Raw genomic sequence first — 24,955 nt, 5'->3', positions numbered from 1 at the left:
TCCCCTGTGGGAGCGGGCTTGCCCGCGATGGCGGCGGGTCAGTCAATTAATCTGCAACTGAATCAGCACGATCGCAGGCAAGCCCGCTCCCCCTTTGATCTCTACCGGTTTGAAGGCCGGTGTTTGCCGCAGGCGGCAGTAGTCCGCCGTTTTTTCGACTGTTTCTCCCATCACCTCTTTCAGCTACCTCCACGAAACCCCCGCCCAGCCTGGACTTTCGCCTCTTTTGAAAAGTTGGTTCGCAAATTGCTTAAGCCTCCTCAGTACAGCGGTGGGCGGCAAGCGTCCGTCAGAAAGAGGATATAGCGTGGACAAGTACCTTTATGTGGCAATGACCGGCGCCAGCCAGAATGCACTGGCGCAGAAGGCCCATGCCAACAATCTGGCGAACATTTCCACCAACGGCTTTCAGCGCGACCTGGAACAGGCGCGTTCGATGCCGGTGTTCGGTGACAGCTTTCCGGCGCGGGCGTTTGCCATGACCGAACGTCCGGCTACCGACTTTTCACCGGGCGCGATGATCGAAACCGGCCGCGACCTCGACGTGGCCGTCAGCGGCGACGGCTGGATGGCGGTGCAAACCCCCGATGGCGGCGAAGCCTACGTGCGCAGCGCCAGCATGAACGTGGATGCCTTGGGCGTGCTGCGGGCCGGCAACGGTATGCCGATCATGGGCAACGGTGGCCCGATTGCCGTGCCGCCCCAGCAGAAAATCGAAGTGGGTTCGGACGGCACCATCAGCATCCGTGCCATGGGCGAAGGTCCGCGGGTGATGGCGGAAGTGGACCGTATCAAGATGGTCCAGCCTGACCTCAAGAACATGACCAAGGGCCTGGACGGCACCATCCACACCAAGGATGGCCAACCGGCCCAGGCCGACGCGAATGTGCGGCTGACCTCGGGTTTCCTGCAGGCGAGCAACGTCAATGCCGTGGAAGAAATGACCGCGGTGCTGGCGCTGGCCAAGCAGTTCGAGCTGCATATCAAGATGATGAACAGCGCTAAAGAAGACGACCAGGCCATGACGCGCGTCATGCAGATGAGCTGATCCAAGCCCATTAACTAATTTGCAACGCAGCGCCAACCATCCGGCGCACGAAGGAGAACAGCATGCTTCCGGCTCTATGGGTTGCCAAGACAGGCCTGTCCGCCCAGGACACCAACCTGACGACCATTTCCAACAACCTGGCAAACGTGTCGACCACGGGCTTCAAACGTGACCGCGCCGAGTTCCAGGACTTGCTCTATCAGATCAAGAAGCAACCGGGCGCCCAGTCGACCCAGGACAGCGAACTGCCGTCGGGCCTGCAACTGGGTACCGGTGTGCAGATCGTCGGCACCCAGAAAAACTTCAGCGCCGGTAACCTGCAGCAAACCGGCCAGCCCCTGGACATGGCGATCAATGGTCGCGGCTTTTTCCAGGTGCTGCAACCGGATGGCACCACTTCTTACACCCGTGACGGCACCTTCCACCTGGACTCTAACGGCCAGATCGTGACCGCCAACGGTTTCGCCCTGGAGCCTGCTGTCGTGGTGCCGCCCGACGCCAAGACCTTCACCGTCGGCAACGACGGCACCGTGTCCATCACCGTTGCTGGCAACCCGGCCTCCCAAGTGATCGGCAACCTGCAAACCGCCGACTTCATCAACCCGGCCGGCCTGCAGGCGATGGGCAACAACCTGTTCCTGGAAACCGCCTCCAGTGGCGCGCCGCAAATCGGCACCCCTGGCTTGAACGGCTTCGGTACCACGCTGCAAAGCACCCTGGAAACCTCCAACGTCAGTACCGTTGAGGAGATGGTCAACATGATCACCACCCAGCGCGCCTACGAGATGAACTCCAAGGTGATTTCCACCGCCGACCAGATGCTTTCGTTCGTTACGCAAAATCTGTAATCAGTCTATGGGGCGCCCTTGAGGGTGCCTGCAACACCGTGAGGTTAGGGTCATGAATCGCTATGTTTGTGTGTTGGCATTGAGTGGGATCGCCGTGCTTGCGGGCTGTGTCGCCCCCACGCCAAAGCCCAATGACCCGTACTACGCGCCGGTGTTGCCACGCACACCGCTGCCGGCGGCGGCCAACAATGGCTCGATCTACCAGGCTGGTTTCGAGCAGAACCTGTACAGCGACCGCAAGGCGTTCCGGGTCGGTGACATCATCACCATTACCCTGAATGAGAAGACCCAGGCCAGCAAGAACGCCAACTCGCAGATCGGCAAGAACAGCAAGACCAGCATCGGCCTGACCTCGCTGTTCGGCGGCGGCCTGAACACCAACAATCCGCTGGGCAGTGGTGACCTGAGCCTGGACGCCGGCTACAGCGGCGACCGTGCCACCAACGGCAAGAGCGCGGCAGGGCAGGGCAACAGCCTGACCGGTTCGATCACCGTGACCGTCGCCGACGTATTGCCCAACGGCATCATTGCCGTGCGTGGTGAAAAGTGGATGACCCTCAACACCGGCGACGAGTTGGTGCGCATCGCCGGCATGGTCCGCGCCGATGACATCTCCACCGACAACACCGTGCCGTCGACGCGCATTGCCGATGCACGCATTACCTACTCGGGCACCGGTTCGTTTGCCGATGCGAGCCAGCCGGGCTGGTTCGACCGCTTCTTCCTCAGCCCGCTGTTCCCTTTCTAGGTGGCCATTTTGAAGTTCAAACAGCTGATGGCGATGACGCTTTTGCTGGCCTTGAGCGCTGTGGCCCAGGCCGAGCGCCTGAAGGACATCGCCAGTATTTCCGGCGTGCGCTCCAACCAGTTGATCGGCTATGGCCTGGTCGTGGGGCTTAACGGCACGGGTGACCAGACCACCCAGACGCCGTTCACCCTGCAAACCTTCAACAACATGCTCTCGCAGTTCGGCATCAAAGTGCCGCCAGGCTCGGGCAACGTGCAGCTGAAGAACGTCGCAGCGGTGTCGATCAGCGCCGATCTGCCCGCGTTCGCCAAGCCGGGGCAGGTGGTGGATATCACCGTGTCGTCCATGGGTAACTCCAAGAGCCTGCGCGGCGGCACCTTGCTGATGACGCCGCTCAAAGGTATCGACGGCAACGTCTACGCCATTGCCCAGGGCAACCTGGTGGTCGGCGGTTTTGACGCCGAAGGCCGCGACGGCTCGAAGATCACCGTCAACGTGCCGTCGGCCGGGCGTATCCCCGGTGGCGCCACGGTTGAACGCACCGTGCCGAGTGGTTTCAACCAGGGCAACAGCCTGACCCTGAACCTCAACCGCTCCGACTTCACCACCGCCAAGCGCGTGGTCGACAAGATCAACGACATGCTCGGCCCTGGCGTGGCCCAGGCCATCGACGGCGGCTCGGTTCGCGTCACTGCGCCTCTGGACCCAAGCCAGCGTGTGGACTACCTGTCGATCCTGGAAAACCTTGAGGTGGACCCAGGCCAGGCCGTGGCTAAAGTCATCATCAACTCGCGCACCGGCACCATCGTGATCGGCCAGAACGTCAAGGTTTCGCCAGCGGCGGTGACCCACGGCAGCCTGACGGTGACCATCACCGAAGACCCGATCGTCAGCCAGCCTGGGCCGTTGTCCGGTGGCCAGACGGCCGTGGTCCCGCGCTCGCGCGTCAATGCCCAGCAAGAAGCCAAGCCGATGTTCAAGTTCGGCCCCGGCACCACCCTGGACGAGATTGTCCGTGCGGTGAACCAGGTGGGCGCTGCGCCCGGCGACTTGATGGCGATCCTCGAAGCTTTGAAGCAGGCCGGCGCGTTGCAAGCCGACCTGATCGTGATCTGAGGCCATGGCCATGGATATGCGCAAGAGCGGTATCAGCAGCACGGCGGACTCGGGGTCTTACTCCGACCTGAACCGGCTTAACCAGCTCAAGGTCGGTGCCGACAAAAACAGCGAAGGCAACCTGCGCAAAGTGGCGCAGGAATTCGAGTCGCTGTTTTTGAACGAGATGCTCAAGTCCATGCGTTCGGCCACCGAGGCCCTGGGCAAGGACAACCCGCTGAACACCCCGGCCGCCAAGCAGTACCAGGAAATGTACGACCAGCAATTGGCGGTGTCGATGTCCCGCGAAGGCGGTGGTATCGGCCTGGCCGATGTGCTGATGCGCCAGATGCAGAAGAACAAGCCGGTGGAGGCCCAGGCCGCCACCTTGCAAGGCCCGGCGGCGGATGCGCCGGTGAAGAAAGTCGATGTGCCGACCGAGATTGCCGCCGGTACCCAGGCCGAAGGCCCGTTGGGCCGCTCCAATGGCCAGCGGCCTTTGTGGGCGTATCGCGTGGCCGTGCCTGAGGGCGCCAGCACCCATGCCAACGACATGGAACTGATGAACCAGCGCCGTATCGCCTTGCCCAGCAAGCTGGCCGACCGCCTGCTGGCGGGTATCGTGCCGAACGCTCCGGTCGAAGCCAAAGCCGCGCCCCTGCGTAACAGCGCTGCCGACGACACGGTCATCAACAGCAGCGCGCGTAGCTTTGCCGTGCCGAGCGGGCGCATGCAGGTGTATGGCCGCGCCATTGCGCAGCCACCGCTGGCGCCGGCCAAGAAAGCCTTCAGCTCCCAGGATGAATTTGTCGCCACCATGTTGCCGATGGCCAAGGCCGCTGCCGCACGGATTGGTATCGACCCCAAGTACCTGGTGGCCCAGGCGGCACTGGAAACCGGTTGGGGCAAATCAGTCATGCGCGCCGAGGACGGCAGCAGCAGCCACAACCTGTTTGGCATCAAGGCCGGGCAGAGCTGGCAGGGCGGTCAGGCCCGGGCGATCACCAGCGAGTTTCGCGATGGGGCGATGGTCAAGGAAACGGCGCAATTCCGTTCCTACAGCTCCTACCAGGACAGCTTCCACGACCTCGTGACCCTGCTGCAAAGCCATGATCGCTATAAAGAAGTTGTGAAATCAGCCGACAACCCGGAACAGTTTGTACGCGAGTTGCAAAAAGCCGGTTATGCAACCGACCCGGATTACGCCAGCAAGATTTCGCAGATCGCAAAAAACATGAACAGTTACCAGAACTACGCTGCCGCTGGCGCAACCACACATTTATAAGGTCTGAACCATGAGTTTGCTCAGTATCGGGATGTCAGGGCTCAATGCCGCTCAAGGATCGTTGTCGGTCTTGAGTAATAACATCGCCAACGTGAATACCCCAGGGTACTCGCGTCAGCAGACCACGCAAAATACCAACGCATCAAACCCGTTCGGCGGCGTGTACATCGGCAGCGGCACCACCCTGGCCGATGTGCGCCGGGTGTACAACGAGTACCTGGACACCGCTTACCAGAACAGCACGGCGCTCAATAACGACGCCAAGGCGTACCTGGACCAGGTGGGGGCCGTCGACAAAGTGCTGTCGGACAAAACCACCGGTCTGTCCTCAGTGCTCAGTTCGTTCTTCGCCACCCTGCAAACCGCCGCGTCCAACCCCAGCGACCTGTCGGCCCGCCAATTGCTGGTGACCAACGCCCAGACCCTGAGCAGCCGTTTCAACTCGATCTCCACGCAGTTGACCCAGCAGAAAGAGACCATCAACAACCAACTGAGCAGCATGAGTGATCAGGTCAACCAATTGACCGCCTCGATTGCCTCGCTTAACCAGCAGATCTCCCAGGCCCAGGGCAGCTCCAATAGCGCCCCAGCCAACCTGCTGGACTCGCGTAACGAGGCAGTACGCTCGCTCAATGAGTTGATCGGTGTCACGGCCACCGAGAAAAACGGCCAGTTCAGCGTGACCACCGGCAGCGGCCAGTCCCTGGTAGAGGGCGGGATCTCCAACAAGATTTCCGCGGCACCAAGCAAAACCGATAACAGCCAGTACACCATCCAGTTGGACATGAACGGCACCAGCCTAGACCTGGGCTCGGTGATCAGCGGCGGCAGCATCGGTGGCCTGTTGCGCTATCGCAGCGATGCCTTGATGCCGGCCATCAATGAGCTGGGGCGTATCGCCATTGCCACCGCGGATACGCTCAACAGCCAGCTGGGCCAGGGCCTGGACCTCAATGGTGACTTTGGCGTTTCGCTGTTCAAAGACATCAACAGCGCGGCCGCCATTGCCTCGCGCAGCCAGGGTGCCTCGGGCAACAGCGCCGGCGCGGGCAACCTGAACGTGACGATCAAGGACAGCAGTCAGTTGTCCACGTTTGACTACACCGTGACCTTCAGCGACAAGACCGATCCTAACAAAATCACGGTGTTGCGCTCGGACGGCAAGGCCATGGGCACCTTTGACATGAGCGCTACACCGCCGCCGACCCTGGATGGTTTCACCCTGGCGCTGGACGGCAAGGGCACCATGGCGTTTGGCGACAGCTTCAAGGTCAGCCCCACCGCCACGGGCGCCAGCGGTATTGGCGTGGCGCTCACCGATGCGAACAAGCTGGCGTTTGCCGGCCCGTTGGCAGGTACCAGCAGCAAGACCAACAGTGGCACGGGCACCTTTACCCAGCCGGCTTTGACAGTGCCTTTGGATATCCATGGCGGCACTGACACTGCCCAGTTGCGCGCCGGTATTGAAAACTCGATGCCGGTGAAGATGGTGTTCGGCAAGCCTGCCGCCGACGGCACGCAGTCGTATACGATCAGCGACTCCAAGGGCAACCCGATTGGCACCGGCTCGATCATTCCGGGGCAGGGCAACAAGATCACCGTGGACGTGCCAATGCGCGACGCCAGCGGTGCCGCCATTCCCGGCAAGAGCTTCAAGTTCGACACCACTGTCAACGGCTCCCCGGCAGACGGCGACAGCACCACCTTTGCCTTCAACAGTGGTGGCAAGTCCGACGGCCGCAACGCCCAGGAACTGCTGAACCTGCAAACCAAGGCCACCGTCGGCATGGGCGAGGGCAACGCGGGCACCAGCCTGGTGGGTGCCAACAGCAAGCTGGTCTCGACCGTGGGTGCCAAGGCCAGCCAGGCCGGGGTCGACACCGCCGCCACCGGTGCGTTGCTCAGCGCCAACAAGGAAGCACGCAACTCGGTATCCGGGGTCAACCTGGATGATGAAGCGGGCGACATGATCAAGTTCCAGCAGTACTACACCGCGTCGTCGCAGATCATCAAGGCTGCGCAGGAAACCTTCACCACACTGATGAATGCTCTTTAAGGGAGGCTGGGACGATGCGTATTTCTACACAGCAGTATTTCGAGACCAGCTCTGCCAAGTACCAGAGCAACTATTCCAGCGTGGTCAAGGCCCAGGACCAGGCCAGCTCCGGCGTGCGCGTGCAAACCGCCGCAGATGATCCGGTGGCGGCGGCGCGGTTGTTGATGCTGCAGCAGCAGAAAGACATGCTGGCGCAGTTCAATGGCAACATCGACACCCTGAAAAACTCGCTGACCACCCAGGACGGCGTGCTGGAAAATATCAATATCGCGATTCAACGGGCCAGTGAGTTGGCGCTCAAGGCGGGTAACGTCGGCATCAGCGACGCTGACCGCAAGTCGACGGCCGCCGAGATTGGCGCCATTGAAGACCAGATCCTGGGCCTGCTCAATACCAAGGACGCCAGCGGCAATTACTTGTTCTCCGGCAGCAAGACCGATACGCCGCCCTACGCCCGCAACAATGACGGCACCTACAGTTACCAGGGCGATGACACGCCGTTGAGCCTGCAGATCGCAGAGAACCTGTCGGTTGCCATGGGCAATACCGCCAAGAGCATGCTTGAAAGCTCAGCGAATACGGGCCGTACGCAAACCGCGCCGATCCTCGTGCCGCCAGCGGTCGACGATGGCAAGGTCACCGTATCTGCCGGGCTGATCGCGGCCAACAGCAGCTATAACAGCAGCTTTTCCGATGGTCAGCCGTATAAGCTGACCTTCACCAGCAGCACCCAATACGTGGTCACGGACAATGCTGGCAAGGACATCACTTCGGAGATTCCAGGCAACGGCACTTTCGATGCCACCAAGGAAGGCGGCTCGACTATCAACCTGCGCGGGGTCAAGTTCGACATTGGCTTGAACCTGGGCAAAGACGCACTGGGCAAAGACATACTGCCAGGCGCGCCGTCGGACGCCATCGTCAAGGATCGCGAGTTCAGCCTGTCGGTCAAGCCGGACACCTTCAGCGTTTCGCGCACCCCGAGCAATCCGTCCACCGCGCAACTGAGCGGCGGCACGGTGAGCGATCCGGCGGCGTACGCCAGCACCTTTCCCAACTCGGGCGTGATCGTGAAGTTCGGTGCCGCCGGCGCCTATGACCTGTATGCCCAGCCGTATAGCGCAGACAGCAAGTCCATCGCCAGTGGCACCCTGGCGGCCGGCGCCACCACCATCACGGCGGCAGGGGTGACCTTTGATGTCACCACCGCACCGGCACCGGCAGCCGGCGACCAGTTTGCGATCAGTGCCACCAGCAACAAGAACGAGAACGTCCTCGACACCCTGAGCCATCTGCGCAAAATCCTGGAAACGCCGTCAGACGGCAACCCGGCGGCGCAGAAGGAGCTCAAGGATGTGGTGGCCAAGTCCATTGGCAACCTGACCAATGCCTACGGCCAGATCGACCAGGCGCGTGGCTCCCTGGGCGCGCGCCTCAATGGCCTGGACATTCAGTCCAAGGAAAACGTCAGCCTGGACCTGGCCAATACCACCACCATGAATGCCCTGGGCAATGTCGACTTCGCCGAAGCCGCCATCAACCTGAGCTTGCAACAAACCATGTTGCAGGCCTCGCAGTTGGCCTTCGTGAAAATCTCGCAGTTGAGCCTGTTCAACAAGATGTAAACGGCGTTCAGTCAAGCGGCCCGCTCTGGAAACAGGGCGGGCCGTTGTCGTTTCGGGGGCTTAATTGTTGAAACGTTTTGCATAAACCACGCAAAATTGAGTGACCTGTGAGTCATAAAGCGCATCTTCACTGTATCGTGTGAAAAGGATAAGTCGTCACAGGGCCTTCATCGGGCGGCTTTCAGCGGGATTTTTATGGGGTTATCCCCTTTATTGTCAGCACTTCCGGCATAGCCCGAGGGGTGTTCTCCAGCTATTTAGTATTGGGAAGCCACAATGATTGGCATAAAAAGCATCGCCAGTTACGTGCCGGCGGACGGGATCGATAACTACGCCCAGGGTGCCAAGTTCGCCAAGGATGAAGAGTTCATCATCGGCAAGATCGGCTCGGCGTTCCTGCCGCGCAAGGAAGCGGCACAGGAAACCTCGGATCTGTGTGTCGAGGCGGTCAACGCCTTGTTTGCCAACAACCCGCAATTGAAGCGCGAATCCATCGACGCGCTGATCGTCGTCACCCAGAACGGCGATGAAGAGGGCCTGCCTCACACCGCTGCTATCGTCCAGGACAAACTGGGCCTGCCCACTCACGTGGCCGCCTTCGACATCTCCCTGGGCTGCTCCGGCTACGTCTACGGTATCTACGCGATGAAGGGCTTCATGGAAGCCGCGGGCCTTAAAAACGGCCTGCTGATTACCGCAGACCCGTACTCCAAGATCGTCGACCCGGAAGACCGCAACACCACCATGCTGTTCGGTGATGCCGCCACCGCCACCTGGATGGGCGAAGACGCGCCGTGGTTGCTCGGCAAATCCAAGTTCGGCACCGACGGTTCCGGCGCGCCGCACCTGAAGGTCAGCGACGGCGTGTTCTTCATGAACGGCCGCCAGGTGTTCAACTTCGCTTTGCTCAAAGTGCCGGCGCACTTGCACGAGCTGCTCAAAGAGTCGGACCTTAAGGCCGATGACATCGATGCGTTCTGCATCCACCAGGGCAGCGCGGCCATCGTCGACGCCGTGGCGCGCCGTTTTGAAGAAGCGCCGGTGGACAAGTTCATCAAGGACATGGTCGAGACCGGCAACACCGTGTCGTCGAGCATCCCGCTGCTGCTGGAAAAGCACGTGATGGACGCCACCTGGAAGCGCGTGGCAATCAGCGGCTTTGGCGTGGGCCTGTCGTGGGGCTCGGCGATTCTCTATCGTCCGTGATGCATTAGCCGCTGCACAAAAAACGCCGATGATCGAATGATCATCGGCGTTTTTTTATTGGCGCCAGAAAAGCCAATGAAACCGGGCTTCTGCGCCTGCATAAGCCCTTGAAATACAAGGGCTGGCACAGGGCTACTAAAAAAAATCAAAAAAATCCTCAAGCAACCGGCTACCACGACGATAACTATTACGTAGGTTCTCTAGGCCACACCCGGCGGTCGCCAGGGCCGGAAGCCGCAGTATCCAAACCACGAGGATTTCGTCATGGCATTATCAGTAAACACCAACATCACCTCCCTGGGTGTCCAGAAGAACCTGAACAAAGCTTCCGACGCTCTGAGCCAGTCGATGAACCGTCTGTCCTCCGGCCTGAAAATCAACAGCGCCAAAGACGACGCTGCCGGCATGCAGATCGCTAACCGTCTGAACAACCAGGTCAAAGGTCTGAACGTTGCCATCGCCAACGCCAACAACGGCGTGTCGATTGCCCAGACCGCTGAAGGCGCGATGCAAGAATCCACCAACACCCTGCAGCGTCTGCGTGAACTCGCCCTGCAAGCGGCCAACGGTGATAAAAGCGACGCTGACCGTGTTTCCCTGCAGCAGGAATTCACCGCTAAAGTGGGCGAGCTGAACCGTATCGCCAGCACCACCACCTTCGGTGGTCGTAACCTGCTCGACGGCTCGTTCAGCAACGTAGCGTTCCAGATCGGCGCCAACGCCAACGAGACTATCTCGTTTGGTATGACCGATATCAGCTCGACTGCTCTGAAGGGTAACTACAAAGAAGCTGCGGTTAACGGTACTGCCATGACTGGTCTGGCTGCTACTGCTACTGGTTCGGTTGTGACTGACAAGGCTGTCACAACAGGTACTGCTGCTGCCACTGTACTGGCTGGCGAAGCCATCAACATCAACGGTACCGATATCACTCTCGGTTCTGGTGCTGCTGGTACCGCCGCTGCTACCTCTGCTGTAGCTGCCATCAACGCACAAACTGCAACTACTGGCGTAACCGCTAGTGCCGATGCCACCGGTAAAGTAAGCCTGGTTTCCGACAAGGCTATCGTTCTGGCAGCACCGACTGCTGGTACTGACGGCCTGGGCGCTCTTGGCCTGACGGCTGGTACCAAGGCAGTTTCGAGTGACATGACTGCAGCTGGTTCGATCTCTGTAAATGGTAACGCTGTAGCTTGGGCTGTTGGCGATACCAAGGCTTCCCTGCTGACCAAACTCGAAACCGCAGCTGGTGGCGCCGCCACTGGTGCATCCGCGACTTTCGGTACAGACGGTCGCTTCAAGGTGACTTCGGGTAACGGTGCCGACATCAAGCTGGCCAACACTTCCGCCGGTTCCCTGTCCCAACTGGGCCTGTCTGCTGGTACTACTCAAGCCAAATTGACTGCTGACACTTCGATCGACGTGAACGGCGTTGAAGTCAAGTTCAAGAAGGGCGACACCTCTGACGCGATCGTTGCTTCGATCAACAGCGCCAGCACCGGTGTTCAAGCCAGCAAAAACGCTGACGGTACCCTGAACCTGTTCGCCGACAAAGATATCACCATCAAGGACGGCAGCGCCGGTACTGGCTTGGCTGCATTGGGTCTGACCACTGTTGCTGCTGCCGGCACCAAAACCGCCGTCACCATGGAAACCAGCGTTTCCGACCTGAACATCCTGACTGCCGCTTCTTCGCAGCAGGCCATCCAGGCTCTGGACGACGCCATGCAGCAGATCGACAGCCAGCGTTCGCAGCTGGGTGCCGTACAAAACCGCTTCGCCAGCACCGTGGCCAACCTGCAGAGCATTTCGCAGAACTCCTCCGCTGCCAAAGGCCGCGTAGAAGACGCTGACTTCGCTTCTGAAGCCGCTGAGCTGACCAAGCAACAAACCCTGCAACAGGCTTCCACTGCGATCCTGTCCCAGGCCAACCAACTGCCATCGTCTGTTCTGAAGCTGCTTCAGTAATAGCGCTAGCGGTTAAATAACGGGAGGGTGCGTTTAACAACGTGCCCTTCCGTTTTTTCAGTTTGGAGGTGGTGACATGGACATGAGCATCAAGCTGACCTCGTCTTACCCCGCAGCCACGGCCCCGGCCAACCTTGGCGCAGTGGTGACCCAGGCCAAGCCTGTGGCCAGCAATGAGCCGATCAAAAGTGAAGAGCCGCAGCGCGTGGCGCTGGAAAAGGCTGTTACCGATATGCGTGAGTTTGTGCAGGCTTCACAGCGCAACCTGGATTTTTCCATCGATGACTCTACCGGCAAGGTAGTGGTCAAGGTGATCGCCACTGACAGTGGTGAAGTGATTCGACAGATTCCATCGGAGACCGCGCTGAAATTGGCGCAGAACCTGAGCGATGCCGGCAGCCTGTTGTTTGATAGCAAGGCTTGAGTTGGCACGAAACATGTTTCTGATTGCGGTCTAAGCGTTCAAGCGCCAAAAAACGGCCGCCGCAGGACAAGGAGAATGACAAATGGCTAGTTCAACGATTTCCGGGCCTGGTTCGGGCTACGACACCCAAGCAATCGTCAAGGCGCTGGTAGGTGCCGAGCAGGCGCCCAAGCAGGCTCAGATCACCAACGAGCAGAAGAAGGCCACCGTGCAGTTGTCTGCCGTGGGCTCGGTCAAGACGGCGTTGGAAGCCTACCAGGCGGCGATCACCAAGTTGAACAATGCCTCGGCCTTCAACGGGCTGGCGGCGACTTCTTCGGAAGAGAAAAACGCCAAGGTCACCCTGACCGACGGTGCGTCCAGCGGCAAATACCTGTTGAAGATCGCCAACCTTGCGACCGCCTCGAAAGTCACCACGGCGGTGAATGCGGACGGCGCGTCGGGCAAGGCCAACAGCACGGACGAAGACCAGACGCTGACCATCAACCAGTCGGGCAAAAGCTACGACGTGGTGATCCCAGGCGGCGCGACCTTGCAACAGGTGCGCGAGTCGATCAATACCCAGCTCTCGTCCCAAGGCATCAGTGCCAACGTACTGAGTGACTCTAATGGCGCGCGTCTGGTATTGACTTCGACCACCATGGGCGAGGGCACCGACATCACCCTCAGCGGTGATTCGCAGCTGGCTGTCGGCTACGACAAAGGCAAGGCGCCGACCAACGCCAAGTACTCCATTGATGGCATTGAAATGTCATCGAACAGCAACAAGATCACCTCGGCGATCAGCGGCGTGACCCTGGACCTGTTGGACACGGTAGACATCACCAAGCCGACCACCATCACCGTGGCCAGCAACACCGACACCTTGAAAACCTCGGTGCAGTCCTTCGTCAGCGCCTACAACACGCTGATGACGGCGATCAACACCCAAACCAAGGTCACTGCAACCGGTGATGCCTCCACCACCACCGCAGGTGCGTTGACCGGCGATGCGTCGATGCGTCAATTGGTGAACAGCCTGCGTTCCGAATTGGTCAACGGCTCCGGCGCGGGCACCATGACCAGCCTGGCGCAGATGGGCATCACCACCGACCAGAAAACCGGCCTGCTGAGCCTGGATGACAAAACCTGGGACAAGGCCGTGGTCAAGGGCGCTGGCGACATTGCCAAGCTGTTCACCGGCGACACGGGCTTGATCACCCGCATGAACAAGGCGACCAACAGCTACGTCGGCACTACCGGCACCCTGGCGACACGTGCCACCGATCTCAACAACAAGTTGACCGACTTGACCAAAGAGACCGACGACCTGACGCGGCGCATGGATGCCTTGCAGAAGTCCCTGACCGCCAAGTACACGGCGATGGACACCATGATCGCGCAGATCAACGCCAGCAGCTCCAGCATCCTGACCACCCTCAACTCGCTGAACAATCCTAAGTCGAACTGATGAGCGGTGCGCGCCAGGGCCCTGTCCAGGGGCCCTCGCGCAGGGTGCTGGATTAAAGTTTTTATCGCCGTGGTCGAAAAACTGGTTAAGCAAACCTATTCGATTGTCGCCAGTAACGAGGTAGCAACATGAACCCGATGAGAGCCCTTCGCCAGTACCAGAAGGTCAATGCCCACGCTCAGGTCTCCGAAGCCAGCCCGCACCGCCTGGTGCAGATGCTGATGGAAGGTGGCCTGGATCGCATGGCCCAGGCCAAGGGTGCGTTGAGCCGCGGGGACATCGCGCAAAAGGGCCTGATGCTGGGCAAGGCGATCGAAATCATTTCGGGCCTGCGCGATGGCCTGGAGCCTGAGAAAGCCGAAGATCCGGCCGCGATCCAGCGTCTGGATGCCCTGTACAACTACATGGGCAATCGCTTGGTCGAGGCCAATCGCGTCAACGACGCCGAGATGATCGACGAAGTCGCCCGCCTGCTGATCACCGTCAAGACCGGCTGGGATGCCATCGCTCCACAATAAGGCCGATTGCCTTGAGGTACACATCATGAGCCACGCACTGCAACGCATCGACGAAACCCGCGAAGCCCTTCTCGGCGCGCTGGCTGAGCGCAATTGGGAAGCCGTGGGCGAGTTGGACCTGGGTTGCCGCGCGGTGATTGATGAGGTGCTCAGTGAGGCACCGGTAGACGAGGGCGCATTGCGCGAGAAGCTGGAAAGTTTGTTGGTGGTGTACCAGCAGTTGCTGGAGGTGACGACCGGCGAACGCCAGGCGATTTTCGAAGAGATGTCGCAGATCAACCAAGCGAAAAATGCGTCAAAGGTTTACCATCTGTTCGGTTGAACGGGCGCAGTTAATCCGAACGGCGCGTCATATATTTGACTGTGCCAGCATTTTTGACTTAACTAGTGCTGTTTTCAGATTTCAGACGTCTAGAAGGTAAGAAATCTTACAGACGTCTAGATTGCCCTCATTCCGGGGCAGGAAGTTTTACTAGGGAAGTTGCTATTGCATGTGGCGTGAAACCAAAATTCTGCTGATCGATGACGATAGCGTCCGCCGCCGCGATTTAGCGGTGATTTTAAATTTTCTTGGTGAAGAAAATTTACCCTGCGGCAGCCACGATTGGCAGCAGGCGGTCAGCTCGTTGTCGTCGAGCCGTGAAGTCATTTGCGTATTGATCGGGACGGTAAACGCTCCTGGCGCAGTTCTGGGCCTGTTAAAGACACTGTCTACCTGGGATGAGTTCCTTCCGGTGTTGCTAATGGGCGATATTTCTTCCGTGGACCTGCCGGAAGACCAGCGCCGCCGTGTGTTGTCCAACCTGGAAATGCCGCCCAGCTACAGCAAATTGCTCGATTCCCTGCACCGCGCCCAGGTCTATCGCGAGATGTACGACCAGGCCCGCGAGCGCGGCCGTCACCGTGAGCCCAATCTGTTTCGCAGCCTCGTCGGCACCAGCCGTGCCATCCAGCACGTGCGCCAGATGATGCAGCAAGTGGCCGACACCGACGCCAGCGTGCTGATCCTCGGCGAGTCGGGCACCGGCAAGGAAGTGGTCGCGCGCAACCTGCACTATCACTCCAAGCGTCGCGACGGGCCCTTTGTGCCGGTCAACTGCGGGGCGATCCCGGCAGAGCTGCTGGAAAGCGAATTGTTCGGCCACGAGAAGGGCGCCTTTACCGGGGCGATCACTAGCCGTGCCGGGCGTTTTGAGCTGGCCAATGGCGGCACTCTGTTCCTCGACGAAATCGGCGACATGCCGTTGCCGATGCAGGTCAAGCTGCTGCGCGTATTGCAGGAGCGCACCTTCGAGCGCGTGGGCAGCAACAAGACCCAGAGCGTGGACGTGCGCATCATTGCCGCCACCCACAAGAACCTCGAAAGCATGATCGAGGTCGGCAGCTTCCGCGAAGACCTGTACTACCGCCTCAACGTATTCCCTATCGAGATGGCCCCGCTGCGCGAGCGCGTGGAAGACATCCCGCTGTTGATGAACGAACTGATCTCGCGCATGGAGCACGAAAAGCGCGGCTCCATTCGCTTCAACTCTGCGGCAATCATGTCCCTGTGCCGCCACGGCTGGCCGGGCAACGTGCGCGAGCTGGCCAACCTGGTGGAGCGCATGGCGATCATGCACCCGTACGGGGTGATCGGCGTGGTCGAACTGCCGAAGAAATTCCGCTACGTCGACGACGAAGACGAACAGATGGACAGCCTGCGCAGCGATATGGAAGAGCGCGTGGCGATCAACGGCCATACTCCGGACTTCGGCGCCACCGCGATGTTGCCGCCCGAAGGCCTGGACCTTAAGGACTACCTCGGCAATCTCGAACAAGGGTTGATCCAGCAGGCCCTGGACGATGCCCATGGCATCGTGGCCCGCGCCGCCGAGCGCCTGCGTATCCGTCGCACCACCCTGGTGGAGAAGATGCGCAAGTACGGTATGAGCCGCAAAGAAGGTGATGAACAGGCGGATGATTGACGCCTGTTTTTCAACTATTTGATTTATAGGTAGATTTTTTTCGGCACGGGTATTGCTACAGCCCTCGCAACGTTCCGTTTAACTGACGGTCAGCCAAGCGAGAGAGCATCATGCCCCACGCCGCCCAACTATCTTCGGCCCCTGCCATCCAGGGGCTGGTTTCGCCTGTAGAACCGCCGACCCGCCAGGGCCTGGAGCACGCGTTCTCGCAGTTCAATCAGATGTCGAGCCAGCTGACCGACTCCTACAGCCTGCTTGAGGCCCGGGTTTCCGAGCTTAAAGGCGAACTGGCGGTGGTCAGCGCCCAGCGCATGCAAGAGCTGGCCGAGAAAGAGCGCCTGGCCAACCGCCTGCAAAACCTGCTGGACCTGTTGCCCGGTGGCGTAATCGTCATCGATGACCAGGGCCGCGTGCGCGAAGCCAACCCGGCAGCCTGTGATCTGCTCGGCCTGCCGCTGGAAGGCGAGCTGTGGCGTGAAGTCATCACCCGCTGTTTCGCCCCCCGCGAAGACGACGGCCACGAAGTCTCCCTCAAGGACGGGCGTCGGCTGTCCATCGCGACCCGTTCCCTGGACGCCGAGCCGGGCCAGCTTGTGCTGCTCAATGACCTGACAGAAACCCGGCACCTGCAAGATCAACTGGCGCGCCATGAGCGGCTGTCGTCCCTGGGGCGAATGGTCGCTTCCTTGGCCCATCAGATTCGTACGCCGTTGTCGGCGGCATTGATCTACGCCAGCCATTTGACTGACGAGCAATTACCGGCGGCCACCCACCAACGCTTTGCCGGGCGCCTCAAGGAGCGCCTGCATGAGTTGGAGCACCAAGTGCGCGACATGCTGGTGTTTGCCCGTGGCGAACTGCCGCTGACCGATCGCGTTACACCTGCCGGCTTGATGCAGTCCCTGCAAGCGGCAGCGGCCATCCATGTGCAGGAGGCCAACCTGCGCTGGCAGTGCGACAGCCATCAGGGCGAATTGCTGTGCAACCGCGACACCCTGGTGGGCGCGCTGCTCAACCTGATCGAAAACGCCACCCAGGCCAGTGGCCCCGGGGCGCGCCTGAAAGTGCACCTGTACACCCGCGGGCAAACCCTGCGCCTGTGCGTCAGCGACAGCGGCAGCGGTATCGCCCCGCAGGTGCTGCAACGTCTGGGCGAGCCGTTTTTTACCACCAAGACCAACGGCACTGGCCTGGGCCTGACTGTGGTCAAGGCAGTGGCCCGCGCCCATCAGGGACAATTGCAGCTGCGTTCCCGCCTGGGGCGTGGCACCTGTGCATTGATGACCTTGCCGCTGTTTTCCAGCGCGGCAAGCGCGGAGTAAGAGGATGATGGCTATCAAGGTTTTATTGGTGGAAGACGATCGCGCCCTGCGTGAAGCATTGGCTGACACGCTGCTGCTGGCGGGCCATGACTACCGTGCGGTCGGCTCTGCCGAGGAAGCCTTGGAGGCGGTCGAACAGGAGGCCTTCAGTCTGGTGATCAGCGACGTCAACATGCCCGGCATGGACGGCCACCAGTTGCTCGGCCTGCTGCGCGTGCGCCAGCCGCAACTGCCGGTGCTGCTGATGACCGCCCATGGCGCGGTGGAGCGGGCGGTGGATGCTATGCGTCAGGGCGCGGCGGATTACCTGGTCAAACCGTTCGAGCCCAAGGCGCTGATCGAGCTGGTGGCCCGACATGCTCTGGGCGTAGCGTCGGCGGGCGAGGGCGATGGCCCGATTGCCTTTGAGCCGGCCAGCGCGCAATTGCTGGAACTGGCCGCGCGGGTGGCGCGCAGTGATTCCACTGTGTTGATTTCCGGTGAATCCGGTACCGGTAAAGAAGTGCTGGCGCGCTACATCCACCAGCAGTCCAGCCGCGCCCAGCAACCGTTCATTGCGATCAACTGCGCGGCGATCCCCGACAACATGCTCGAAGCGACCTTGTTTGGTCATGAAAAGGGCTCGTTCACCGGCGCCATCGCGGCCCAGGCCGGCAAGTTCGAACAGGCCGACGGCGGCACCATCCTGCTCGACGAAATTTCGGAAATGCCCCTTGGCCTGCAAGCCAAGTTGCTGCGCGTATTGCAGGAACGTGAGGTGGAGCGCGTGGGCGCGCGCAAGCCGATCCAGCTGGATATTCGCGTGGTTGCCACCACCAACCGCGACCTGGCGGGCGAAGTGGCGGCGGGGCGCTTCCGTGAGGACCTGTTCTACCGGTTGTCGGTGTTCCCGCTGGCCTGGCGCCCATTGCGTGAGCGCCCGGCGGATATCATCCCCTTGGCCGAGCGCCTGCTGAACAACCATGTCAAAAAAATGAAGCATGCCCAGGCGCGGTTGTCGCCCGAGGCCCAGGCGTGCCTGGTCAATTATCCATGGCCGGGCAACGTGCGCGAGTTGGATAATGCCATCCAGCGTGCGCTGATTTTGCAGCAGGGCGGCTTGATCCAGCCGCAGGATTTCTGCCTGGCCATGGGCACTGGCGCTGCGCCGTTGCCGAGCCTGGCTCCGGCTCCAGTGGTCGCCGAGGCGGAATCGGCAGGCGCCCTGGGTGATGACCTGCGCCGCCGTGAATTTCAGATGATCATCGACACCCTGCGCGCCGAGCGCGGCCGTCGCAAAGAAGCGGCCGAGCGCCTGGGCATCAGCCCGCGCACCTTGCGCTACAAGCTGGCGCAGATGCGCGACGCCGGTATGGATGTGGAGGCGTATCTTTTCGCCACATGACCGGTAACAAGTTTGACAAGCTTTGTCGCCTTTTCTTACGAGTTGTCACAGAGCTGGCACCCTTGTTGCTACCACCCCTAGTAACCGCTGCGTAGTGTCAAAAAATTGCGGGTCGTCGGAGAGAGAAGGTCATGAGCCAGGGTATTGAGTTCAATCGGTTGATGTTGGATATGCGCGCCATGCAAATGGACGCCATGGCTCAACCGAAATCCGTCGCGCCAGCGCCGGAATTGGGCCAAAGCAATTTTGCCGACATGCTCGGTCAGGCAATCAATAAAGTCAGTGATACCCAGCAGGCGTCCAGCCAGTTGGCGACGGCTTTCGAGATCGGTAAAAGCGGCGTGGACCTCACCGATGTGATGGTCGCCTCGCAAAAGGCCAGTGTGTCCTTCCAGGCCTTGACCCAAGTGCGTAACAAGCTGGTTCAGGCGTATCAAGACATCATGCAGATGCCGGTTTAAGGACGAGATTTAAGTCATGGCTGAAGCAGTCTCCGACAACCTCCCCGCCAAGGCCGACGGCAAACCGCCGTTGTTTGGCCTGTCGTTCCTGGAAAACCTCTCGGAAATGACCATGCTGCGTCAGGTGGGCCTGATGGTGGGCCTGGCAGCCAGCGTGGCGATTGGTTTTGCCGTGGTGCTGTGGTCGCAGCAACCCGATTACCGCCCCCTGTACGGCAGCCTGTCGGGCATGGATTCCAAGCAGATCATGGAAACCCTCGCCGCCGCCGACATCGCCTACACCGTGGAGCCCAACTCAGGTGCCTTGCTGGTCAAGGCTGACGACGTCGCCCGCGCACGCATGAAATTGGCCGCCGCTGGTGTGGCGCCGTCCGACAGCAACATCGGCTTCGAGATCCTCGACAAAGACCAGGGCCTGGGCACCAGCCAGTTCATGGAAGCCACCCGTTATCGCCGTGGCCTGGAAGGCGAACTGGCGCGCACCATTTCCAGCCTCAATAACGTCAAGGCCGCCCGTGTGCACCTGGCGATTCCGAAAAGCTCGGTGTTCGTGCGTGACGAACGCAAGCCCAGCGCCTCGGTCTTGGTCGAGCTGTTTGCTGGCCGCTCCCTGGAGCCTGGCCAGGTACTGGCGATCGTCAACCTGGTGGCAACCAGCGTTCCCGAATTGAGCAAGTCGCAAATCACCGTGGTGGACCAGAAGGGCAACCTGCTGTCCGACATGGCCGAAAACTCCGCGCTGACCCAGGCCGGCAAGCAGTTCGACTACAGTCGCCGCATGGAAAGCATGCTCACCCAGCGCGTGCACAACATCCTGCAACCGGTACTGGGCAACGACCGCTACAAGGCTGAAGTCTCCGCCGATGTGGATTTCAGCGCCGTCGAGTCCACCTCCGAGCAGTTCAACCCGGACCAGCCAGCGTTGCGCAGCGAGCAGTCCACCAGCGAACAACGCACCGCCAGCAATGGCCCCCAAGGTGTGCCGGGCGCCCTGAGCAACCAGCCACCCGCGCCGGCCTCGGCACCGCAGACCACCGGTGGCGCTGCTGCCACGGCGGGCGCGATCCAGCCTGGCCAGCCATTGCTGGACGCCAACGGCCAGCAGATCATGGACCCGGCCACCGGCCAGCCGATGCTTGCGCCATACCCTGCGGACAAGCGTAACCAGTCCACCAAGAACTTCGAACTGGACCGTTCCATCAGCCACACCAAGCAGCAACAGGGCAAGATCAATCGTCTGTCGGTGTCGGTGGTGGTCGATGACCAGGTCAAGGTCAACCCGGCAGACGGCGCGGTGACCCGTGCGCCGTGGACGGCTGACGAACTGGCCCGTTTCACCCGCCTGGTGCAGGACGCCGTTGGCTTCGACGCCAGCCGTGGCGACAGCGTCAGCGTGATCAACATGCCGTTCTCCGCCGAGCGCGGTGAAGTGATCGCTGACCCTGCGTTCTACACCCAGCCGTGGTTCTGGGACATCGTCAAGCAAGTGCTGGGCGTGTTGTTCATCCTGGTGCTGGTGTTTGGTGTACTGCGCCCGGTGCTCAACAACATCACCGGTGGCGGCAAGAAGCAACTGGCACTGGCCGGTGGCGACGTCGAGTTGGGTGGCATGGGCGGCCTGGACGGCGAACTGGCCAACGACCGCGTCAGCCTTGGCGGCCCGCAAAGCATCCTGTTGCCAAGCCCGAGCGAAGGCTATGACGCTCAGTTGAACGCAATCAAGAGTCTGGTGGCAGAAGACCCGGGCCGTGTGGCTCAGGTCGTGAAAGAGTGGATTAACGCTGATGAATGATCGAGCCGCTGTGGCCAAGCTGTCCCGGGTCGACAAAGCCGCTGTGTTGCTGCTGTCCCTGGGTGAAACCGACGCTGCCCAAGTGCTGCGCCACATGGGCCCCAAAGAGGTCCAGCGTGTCGGCGTGGCCATGGCGCAGATGCGCAATGTGCACCGCGAGCAAGTCGAGCAGGTGATGAGCGAGTTCGTCGAGATCGTCGGCGACCAGACCAGCCTGGGCGTCGGCTCCGACAGCTACATTCGCAAGATGCTCACCTCGGCCCTGGGCGAAGACAAGGCCAACGGCCTGATCGACCGCATCCTGCTGGGTGGCAACACCAGCGGCCTCGACAGCCTCAAGTGGATGGAACCGCGGGCAGTGGCCGACGTGATCCGCTATGAGCACCCGCAGATCCAGGCGATCGTGGTGGCCTATCTGGACCCGGACCAGGCCGGTGAAGTGCTCGGCCACTTCGACCATAAAGTGCGCCTGGACATCATCCTGCGTGTGTCATCGTTGAACACCGTGCAGCCGGCGGCGCTCAAAGAACTCAACACCATTCTGGAGAAGCAGTTCTCCGGCAATTCCAACGCCTCGCGCACCACCCTGGGTGGCATCAAGCGCGCAGCCGACATCATGAACTTCCTCGACAGCTCGGTCGAAGGCCAGTTGATGGACTCGATCCGCGAGATCGACGACACCCTGTCCGGCCAGATCGAAGACCTGATGTTCGTGTTCAACAACCTGGCCGATGTCGACGACCGTGGCATCCAGGCGCTGCTGCGCGAAGTTTCCTCGGACGTGCTGGTGCTGGCGCTCAAGGGCTCGGACGAAAACGTCAAAGAAAAGATCTTCAAGAACATGTCCAAGCGCGCCTCGGAGCTGTTGCGCGACGACCTGGAAGCCAAGGGCCCGGTGCGCGTCAGCGACGTGGAAACCGCCCAGAAGGAAATCCTCACCATTGCCCGCCGTATGGCCGAAGCCGGAGAAATCGTTCTCGGCGGGAAGGGCGGCGAAGAAATGATCTAAGGCGCCTTGCATGTCGAATAAAGATGAGGCGCCCAGCGATCTGATTCGCGCGCGGGATGTCGGTGGTTTCGACATCTGGTCGCTGCCCAGTTTCGACCCCCATGTGCCGGAGCCTGAGCCTGAACCGGTTGAAGAACCTCCGGCAGAGATGGAAGAAGTGCCACTGGATGAAGTCCAGCCACTGACCCTCGAAGAGCTGGAAACCATTCGTCAGGAGGCCTACAACGAAGGCTTCGCGGCGGGGGAAAAAGACGGTTTTCGCAGCACCACCCTCAAGGTTCGCCAGGAGGCCGAAGCGGCGCTGGCCACCAAGTTGGGTAGCCTGGAGCGCCTGATGGGCAACCTGTTCGACCCTATCGCCGAACAGGACTCGCAGCTGGAAAAATCCATGGTCGGCCTGGTGCAGCACATTGCGCGCCAGGTGATCCAGCGCGAACTGGTGCTCGATTCCAGCCAGATCGAAGGCGTGATGCGCGAAGCCCTCAAGCTGCTGCCCCTGGGCGTCGGCAATGTGCGGCTGTACATCAACCCCCAGGATTTCGAACAGGTCAAAGCCCTGCGCGAGCGCCATGAAGAAACCTGGCGCATCGTCGAAGACGCTTCGTTGCAGCCCGGTGGTTGCCGTGTCGAAACCGAGCACAGCCGCATCGATGCAACGGTGGAAACCCGCATCAGCCAGATCATGGCCAAGTTGTTCGATCAACTGCATGAACAAGCCCTGCACCCCGCGGAGCCGGACCTGAGCGTTGACCTGGACGCCACCGATGCGCCTTGATCGCACCAGCTTCGCCAAGCGCCTGGGCAGCTACGCCGAGGCCACCGAGTTGCCCGGCCAGCCGATCCTCGAAGGGCGCCTGTTGCGCATGGTCGGCCTGACCCTCGAAGCCGAGGGCCTGCGCGCCGCCATGGGCAGCCGCTGCCTGGTGATCAACGACGACAGCTACCACCCGGTGCAGGTCGAAGCCGAGGTGATGGGCTTTTCGGGCAGCAAGATTTTTCTGATGCCGGTCGGCAGCCTCGCCGGCATTGCCCCCGGCGCCCGCGTGGTGCCGCTGGCCGACACTGGCCGCCTGCCCATGGGCATGAGCATGCTGGGCCGCGTACTCGACGGGGCCGGCCGTGCGCTGGACGGCAAGGGCGGCATGAAGGCCGAAGACTGGGTGCCGATGGACGGCCCCACCATCAACCCGCTCAAGCGCAACCCCATCAGCGTGCCACTGGACGTGGGTATTCGCAGCATCAACGGTTTATTGACGGTCGGTCGCGGCCAGCGCCTGGGCCTGTTCGCCGGTACTGGCGTGGGTAAGTCGGTGTTGCTGGGCATGATGACGCGCTTTACCGAGGCCGACATCATCGTGGTGGGGCTGATCGGCGAGCGGGGCCGCGAAGTGAAGGAGTTCATCGAGCACAGCCTCGGTGAAGAAGGGCTCAAGCGTTCCGTTGTCGTCGCTTCTCCGGCAGACGATGCACCGCTGATGCGCCTGCGTGCGGCGATGTACTGCACGCGCATCGCCGAATATTTTCGCGACAAGGGCAAGAACGTCCTGTTGCTGATGGACTCGCTCACGCGTTTCGCCCAGGCCCAGCGCGAAATCGCCCTGGCCATCGGTGAACCGCCCGCGACCAAGGGTTACCCGCCATCGGTGTTCGCCAAGCTGCCCAAGCTGGTGGAGCGTGCCGGTAATGCCGAAGCCGGCGGTGGCTCGATCACCGCGTTCTACACCGTGTTGTCCGAAGGCGACGACCAACAGGACCCGATTGCCGACTCGGCGCGAGGTGTGCTCGACGGCCACATCGTGCTGTCGCGCCGCCTGGCCGAAGAAGGGCACTATCCGGCCATCGACATCGAAGCGTCCATCAGCCGGGTGATGCCGGCGGTGGTCACGCCGGAGCATATGGCCCGTGCCCAGCAGTTCAAACAGTTGTGGTCGCGTTACCAGCAAAGTCGCGACCTGATCAGCGTCGGCGCCTATGTGGCCGGTGGTGACCGCGACACCGACCTGGCCATCGCCTTGCAGCCGCAACTGGTGACCTACCTGCGCCAGGGTCTCAACGACAAGATCACCATGGGCGAGAGCCAGTCGCACTTGCAGTCCATCTTCGCCCCGGCGCCGGGCGGCTAAGCCATGGCCAACAGCCGCGCCGCCCGCCTGGCTCCGGTGGTGGACATGGCCGAAAAGGCCGAGAAAGCCGCCGTGCAGCGCCTGGGCTACTTCCAGGGCCAGGTGCGCCTGGCCCAAAGCAAGCTCGGCGACCTGGAGCGCTTTCGGGGCGAGTACCAGCAACAGTGGATCGAGCGCGGTAGCCAGGGTGTATCCGGCCAGTGGCTGATGGGGTACCAGGGCTTTCTCAATCAGCTTGAAACCGCCGTTGGTCAGCAACGCCAGAGCCTGGCCTGGCACGAGGCCAACCTCGACAAAGCGCGCGAGGCCTGGCAACAGGCGTTTGCCCGGGTCGAGGGGCTGCGCAAACTGGTGCAGCGCTACATCGACGAAGCGCGAGCCATCGAAGACAAGCGCGAGCAAAAGCTGCTCGATGAATTGTCCCAACGCCTTCCCCGCCCAGAACAGTTCTAACCGGCACCACAAATCCAGTGTGGGAGCTGGCTTGCCTGCGAACGCGGTGGTTCAGTTAAAGATTCAGTGGCTGACACGCCGCCATCGCAGGCAAGCCAGCTCCCACAGTTGATTCACTGTGTTGCTCAGATGCGGTTCAGCTGCTACACCTTGTGTCTAGTGCAACGACAAGGAAG

The 24,955-nt window shown here is 61.0% G+C and carries 22 protein-coding genes; all 22 read left to right on the top strand.

The window, feature by feature from the left end; all coding sequences use genetic code 11:
• The first annotated feature begins 307 nt into the window (after positions 1–307).
• Positions 308–1,048: a flagellar basal body rod protein FlgF gene (locus AC4PS6_RS21255; protein ID WP_003192988.1), complete on the top strand. Its 741-nt coding sequence runs from the start codon at positions 308–310 to the stop codon at positions 1,046–1,048.
• Between the two features lie 62 nt (positions 1,049–1,110).
• Positions 1,111–1,896 (top strand): flagellar basal-body rod protein FlgG, encoded by a 786-nt coding sequence (flgG, locus tag AC4PS6_RS21250; RefSeq protein WP_003192986.1) that lies wholly within the window; start codon positions 1,111–1,113, stop codon positions 1,894–1,896.
• Between the two features lie 52 nt (positions 1,897–1,948).
• The gene (flgH, locus tag AC4PS6_RS21245) at positions 1,949–2,644 is read left to right on the top strand and encodes a flagellar basal body L-ring protein FlgH (RefSeq protein ID WP_014719364.1); all 696 of its coding nucleotides are present in this window, start codon (positions 1,949–1,951) and stop codon (positions 2,642–2,644) included.
• Positions 2,645–2,650: 6 nt separating this feature from the next.
• Entirely contained in the window at positions 2,651–3,760 is a 1,110-nt protein-coding gene (locus tag AC4PS6_RS21240) for a flagellar basal body P-ring protein FlgI (protein ID WP_162236634.1), read from the top strand.
• A gap of 4 nt (positions 3,761–3,764) precedes the next feature.
• On the top strand, positions 3,765–5,024 hold the full coding sequence (gene flgJ / locus AC4PS6_RS21235; protein ID WP_032902465.1) for a flagellar assembly peptidoglycan hydrolase FlgJ: 1,260 nt from the start codon (positions 3,765–3,767) through the stop codon (positions 5,022–5,024).
• A gap of 10 nt (positions 5,025–5,034) precedes the next feature.
• The gene (flgK, locus tag AC4PS6_RS21230) at positions 5,035–7,080 is read left to right on the top strand and encodes a flagellar hook-associated protein FlgK (RefSeq protein ID WP_032904972.1); all 2,046 of its coding nucleotides are present in this window, start codon (positions 5,035–5,037) and stop codon (positions 7,078–7,080) included.
• A gap of 14 nt (positions 7,081–7,094) precedes the next feature.
• On the top strand, positions 7,095–8,705 hold the full coding sequence (locus tag AC4PS6_RS21225; protein WP_014719360.1) for a flagellar hook-associated protein 3: 1,611 nt from the start codon (positions 7,095–7,097) through the stop codon (positions 8,703–8,705).
• A gap of 276 nt (positions 8,706–8,981) precedes the next feature.
• A complete protein-coding gene (locus AC4PS6_RS21220) occupies positions 8,982–9,911 on the top strand; it encodes a ketoacyl-ACP synthase III (RefSeq protein ID WP_014719359.1) in 930 nt (309 codons plus the stop codon).
• A 264-nt stretch (positions 9,912–10,175) separates the two neighbouring features.
• Entirely contained in the window at positions 10,176–11,879 is a 1,704-nt protein-coding gene (locus AC4PS6_RS21215) for a flagellin N-terminal helical domain-containing protein (RefSeq protein WP_020302687.1), read from the top strand.
• A 76-nt stretch (positions 11,880–11,955) separates the two neighbouring features.
• The gene (locus AC4PS6_RS21210) at positions 11,956–12,303 is read left to right on the top strand and encodes a flagellar protein FlaG (protein WP_014719357.1); all 348 of its coding nucleotides are present in this window, start codon (positions 11,956–11,958) and stop codon (positions 12,301–12,303) included.
• A gap of 82 nt (positions 12,304–12,385) precedes the next feature.
• Positions 12,386–13,753, top strand: coding sequence for a flagellar filament capping protein FliD (gene fliD, locus AC4PS6_RS21205; protein ID WP_014719356.1), 1,368 nt, complete (start codon positions 12,386–12,388; stop codon positions 13,751–13,753).
• Positions 13,754–13,881: 128 nt separating this feature from the next.
• Positions 13,882–14,271, top strand: a complete 390-nt coding sequence (fliS, locus tag AC4PS6_RS21200) for a flagellar export chaperone FliS (protein WP_020302689.1) — start codon at positions 13,882–13,884, stop codon at positions 14,269–14,271.
• 25 nt (positions 14,272–14,296) lie between these two features.
• Positions 14,297–14,593 carry a flagellar protein FliT gene (gene fliT / locus AC4PS6_RS21195; RefSeq protein ID WP_014719354.1) on the top strand — a complete coding sequence of 99 codons (297 nt, stop codon included), beginning with the start codon at positions 14,297–14,299 and terminating at the stop codon, positions 14,591–14,593.
• A 169-nt stretch (positions 14,594–14,762) separates the two neighbouring features.
• The gene (locus AC4PS6_RS21190) at positions 14,763–16,235 is read left to right on the top strand and encodes a sigma-54 dependent transcriptional regulator (RefSeq protein WP_003192966.1); all 1,473 of its coding nucleotides are present in this window, start codon (positions 14,763–14,765) and stop codon (positions 16,233–16,235) included.
• Between the two features lie 110 nt (positions 16,236–16,345).
• Positions 16,346–17,557, top strand: a complete 1,212-nt coding sequence (locus tag AC4PS6_RS21185) for a sensor histidine kinase (RefSeq protein WP_019818388.1) — start codon at positions 16,346–16,348, stop codon at positions 17,555–17,557.
• Between the two features lie 7 nt (positions 17,558–17,564).
• Positions 17,565–18,941: a sigma-54-dependent response regulator transcription factor FleR gene (gene fleR, locus AC4PS6_RS21180; RefSeq protein ID WP_282399266.1), complete on the top strand. Its 1,377-nt coding sequence runs from the start codon at positions 17,565–17,567 to the stop codon at positions 18,939–18,941.
• Positions 18,942–19,072: 131 nt separating this feature from the next.
• The gene (gene fliE, locus AC4PS6_RS21175; RefSeq protein ID WP_003192959.1) at positions 19,073–19,402 is read left to right on the top strand and encodes a flagellar hook-basal body complex protein FliE; all 330 of its coding nucleotides are present in this window, start codon (positions 19,073–19,075) and stop codon (positions 19,400–19,402) included.
• Positions 19,403–19,418: 16 nt separating this feature from the next.
• The gene (gene fliF, locus AC4PS6_RS21170) at positions 19,419–21,194 is read left to right on the top strand and encodes a flagellar basal-body MS-ring/collar protein FliF (RefSeq protein WP_014719351.1); all 1,776 of its coding nucleotides are present in this window, start codon (positions 19,419–19,421) and stop codon (positions 21,192–21,194) included.
• A complete protein-coding gene (gene fliG, locus AC4PS6_RS21165) occupies positions 21,187–22,203 on the top strand; it encodes a flagellar motor switch protein FliG (RefSeq protein ID WP_003192957.1) in 1,017 nt (338 codons plus the stop codon). Before fliF ends, fliG begins: the two co-directional genes overlap by 8 nt.
• A 10-nt stretch (positions 22,204–22,213) precedes the next feature.
• The gene (gene fliH / locus AC4PS6_RS21160; protein ID WP_014719350.1) at positions 22,214–22,978 is read left to right on the top strand and encodes a flagellar assembly protein FliH; all 765 of its coding nucleotides are present in this window, start codon (positions 22,214–22,216) and stop codon (positions 22,976–22,978) included.
• Positions 22,968–24,326, top strand: coding sequence for a flagellar protein export ATPase FliI (gene fliI, locus AC4PS6_RS21155; RefSeq protein ID WP_003192955.1), 1,359 nt, complete (start codon positions 22,968–22,970; stop codon positions 24,324–24,326). Before fliH ends, fliI begins: the two co-directional genes overlap by 11 nt.
• A gap of 3 nt (positions 24,327–24,329) precedes the next feature.
• Positions 24,330–24,779, top strand: coding sequence for a flagellar export protein FliJ (gene fliJ / locus AC4PS6_RS21150; RefSeq protein ID WP_003192954.1), 450 nt, complete (start codon positions 24,330–24,332; stop codon positions 24,777–24,779).
• Positions 24,780–24,955: the final 176 nt, after the last annotated feature.

Source organism: Pseudomonas sp. DW-iso17 (assembly GCF_058725345.1).
This window is presented reverse-complemented; position numbering and strand designations above follow the sequence as displayed.

Coding starts and splice junctions, on each gene's coding strand:
- flgG (WP_003192986.1), top strand. CDS start 1,111: ATGCTTCCGGCTCTATGGGTTGCCAAGACAGGCCTGTCCGCCCAGGAC.
- flgH (WP_014719364.1), top strand. CDS start 1,949: ATGAATCGCTATGTTTGTGTGTTGGCATTGAGTGGGATCGCCGTGCTT.
- flgJ (WP_032902465.1), top strand. CDS start 3,765: ATGGCCATGGATATGCGCAAGAGCGGTATCAGCAGCACGGCGGACTCG.
- flgK (WP_032904972.1), top strand. CDS start 5,035: ATGAGTTTGCTCAGTATCGGGATGTCAGGGCTCAATGCCGCTCAAGGA.
- AC4PS6_RS21225 (WP_014719360.1), top strand. CDS start 7,095: ATGCGTATTTCTACACAGCAGTATTTCGAGACCAGCTCTGCCAAGTAC.
- AC4PS6_RS21220 (WP_014719359.1), top strand. CDS start 8,982: ATGATTGGCATAAAAAGCATCGCCAGTTACGTGCCGGCGGACGGGATC.
- AC4PS6_RS21215 (WP_020302687.1), top strand. CDS start 10,176: ATGGCATTATCAGTAAACACCAACATCACCTCCCTGGGTGTCCAGAAG.
- AC4PS6_RS21210 (WP_014719357.1), top strand. CDS start 11,956: ATGGACATGAGCATCAAGCTGACCTCGTCTTACCCCGCAGCCACGGCC.
- fliD (WP_014719356.1), top strand. CDS start 12,386: ATGGCTAGTTCAACGATTTCCGGGCCTGGTTCGGGCTACGACACCCAA.
- fliS (WP_020302689.1), top strand. CDS start 13,882: ATGAACCCGATGAGAGCCCTTCGCCAGTACCAGAAGGTCAATGCCCAC.
- fliT (WP_014719354.1), top strand. CDS start 14,297: ATGAGCCACGCACTGCAACGCATCGACGAAACCCGCGAAGCCCTTCTC.
- AC4PS6_RS21190 (WP_003192966.1), top strand. CDS start 14,763: ATGTGGCGTGAAACCAAAATTCTGCTGATCGATGACGATAGCGTCCGC.
- AC4PS6_RS21185 (WP_019818388.1), top strand. CDS start 16,346: ATGCCCCACGCCGCCCAACTATCTTCGGCCCCTGCCATCCAGGGGCTG.
- fleR (WP_282399266.1), top strand. CDS start 17,565: ATGGCTATCAAGGTTTTATTGGTGGAAGACGATCGCGCCCTGCGTGAA.
- fliE (WP_003192959.1), top strand. CDS start 19,073: ATGAGCCAGGGTATTGAGTTCAATCGGTTGATGTTGGATATGCGCGCC.
- fliF (WP_014719351.1), top strand. CDS start 19,419: ATGGCTGAAGCAGTCTCCGACAACCTCCCCGCCAAGGCCGACGGCAAA.
- fliG (WP_003192957.1), top strand. CDS start 21,187: ATGAATGATCGAGCCGCTGTGGCCAAGCTGTCCCGGGTCGACAAAGCC.
- fliH (WP_014719350.1), top strand. CDS start 22,214: ATGTCGAATAAAGATGAGGCGCCCAGCGATCTGATTCGCGCGCGGGAT.
- fliI (WP_003192955.1), top strand. CDS start 22,968: ATGCGCCTTGATCGCACCAGCTTCGCCAAGCGCCTGGGCAGCTACGCC.
- fliJ (WP_003192954.1), top strand. CDS start 24,330: ATGGCCAACAGCCGCGCCGCCCGCCTGGCTCCGGTGGTGGACATGGCC.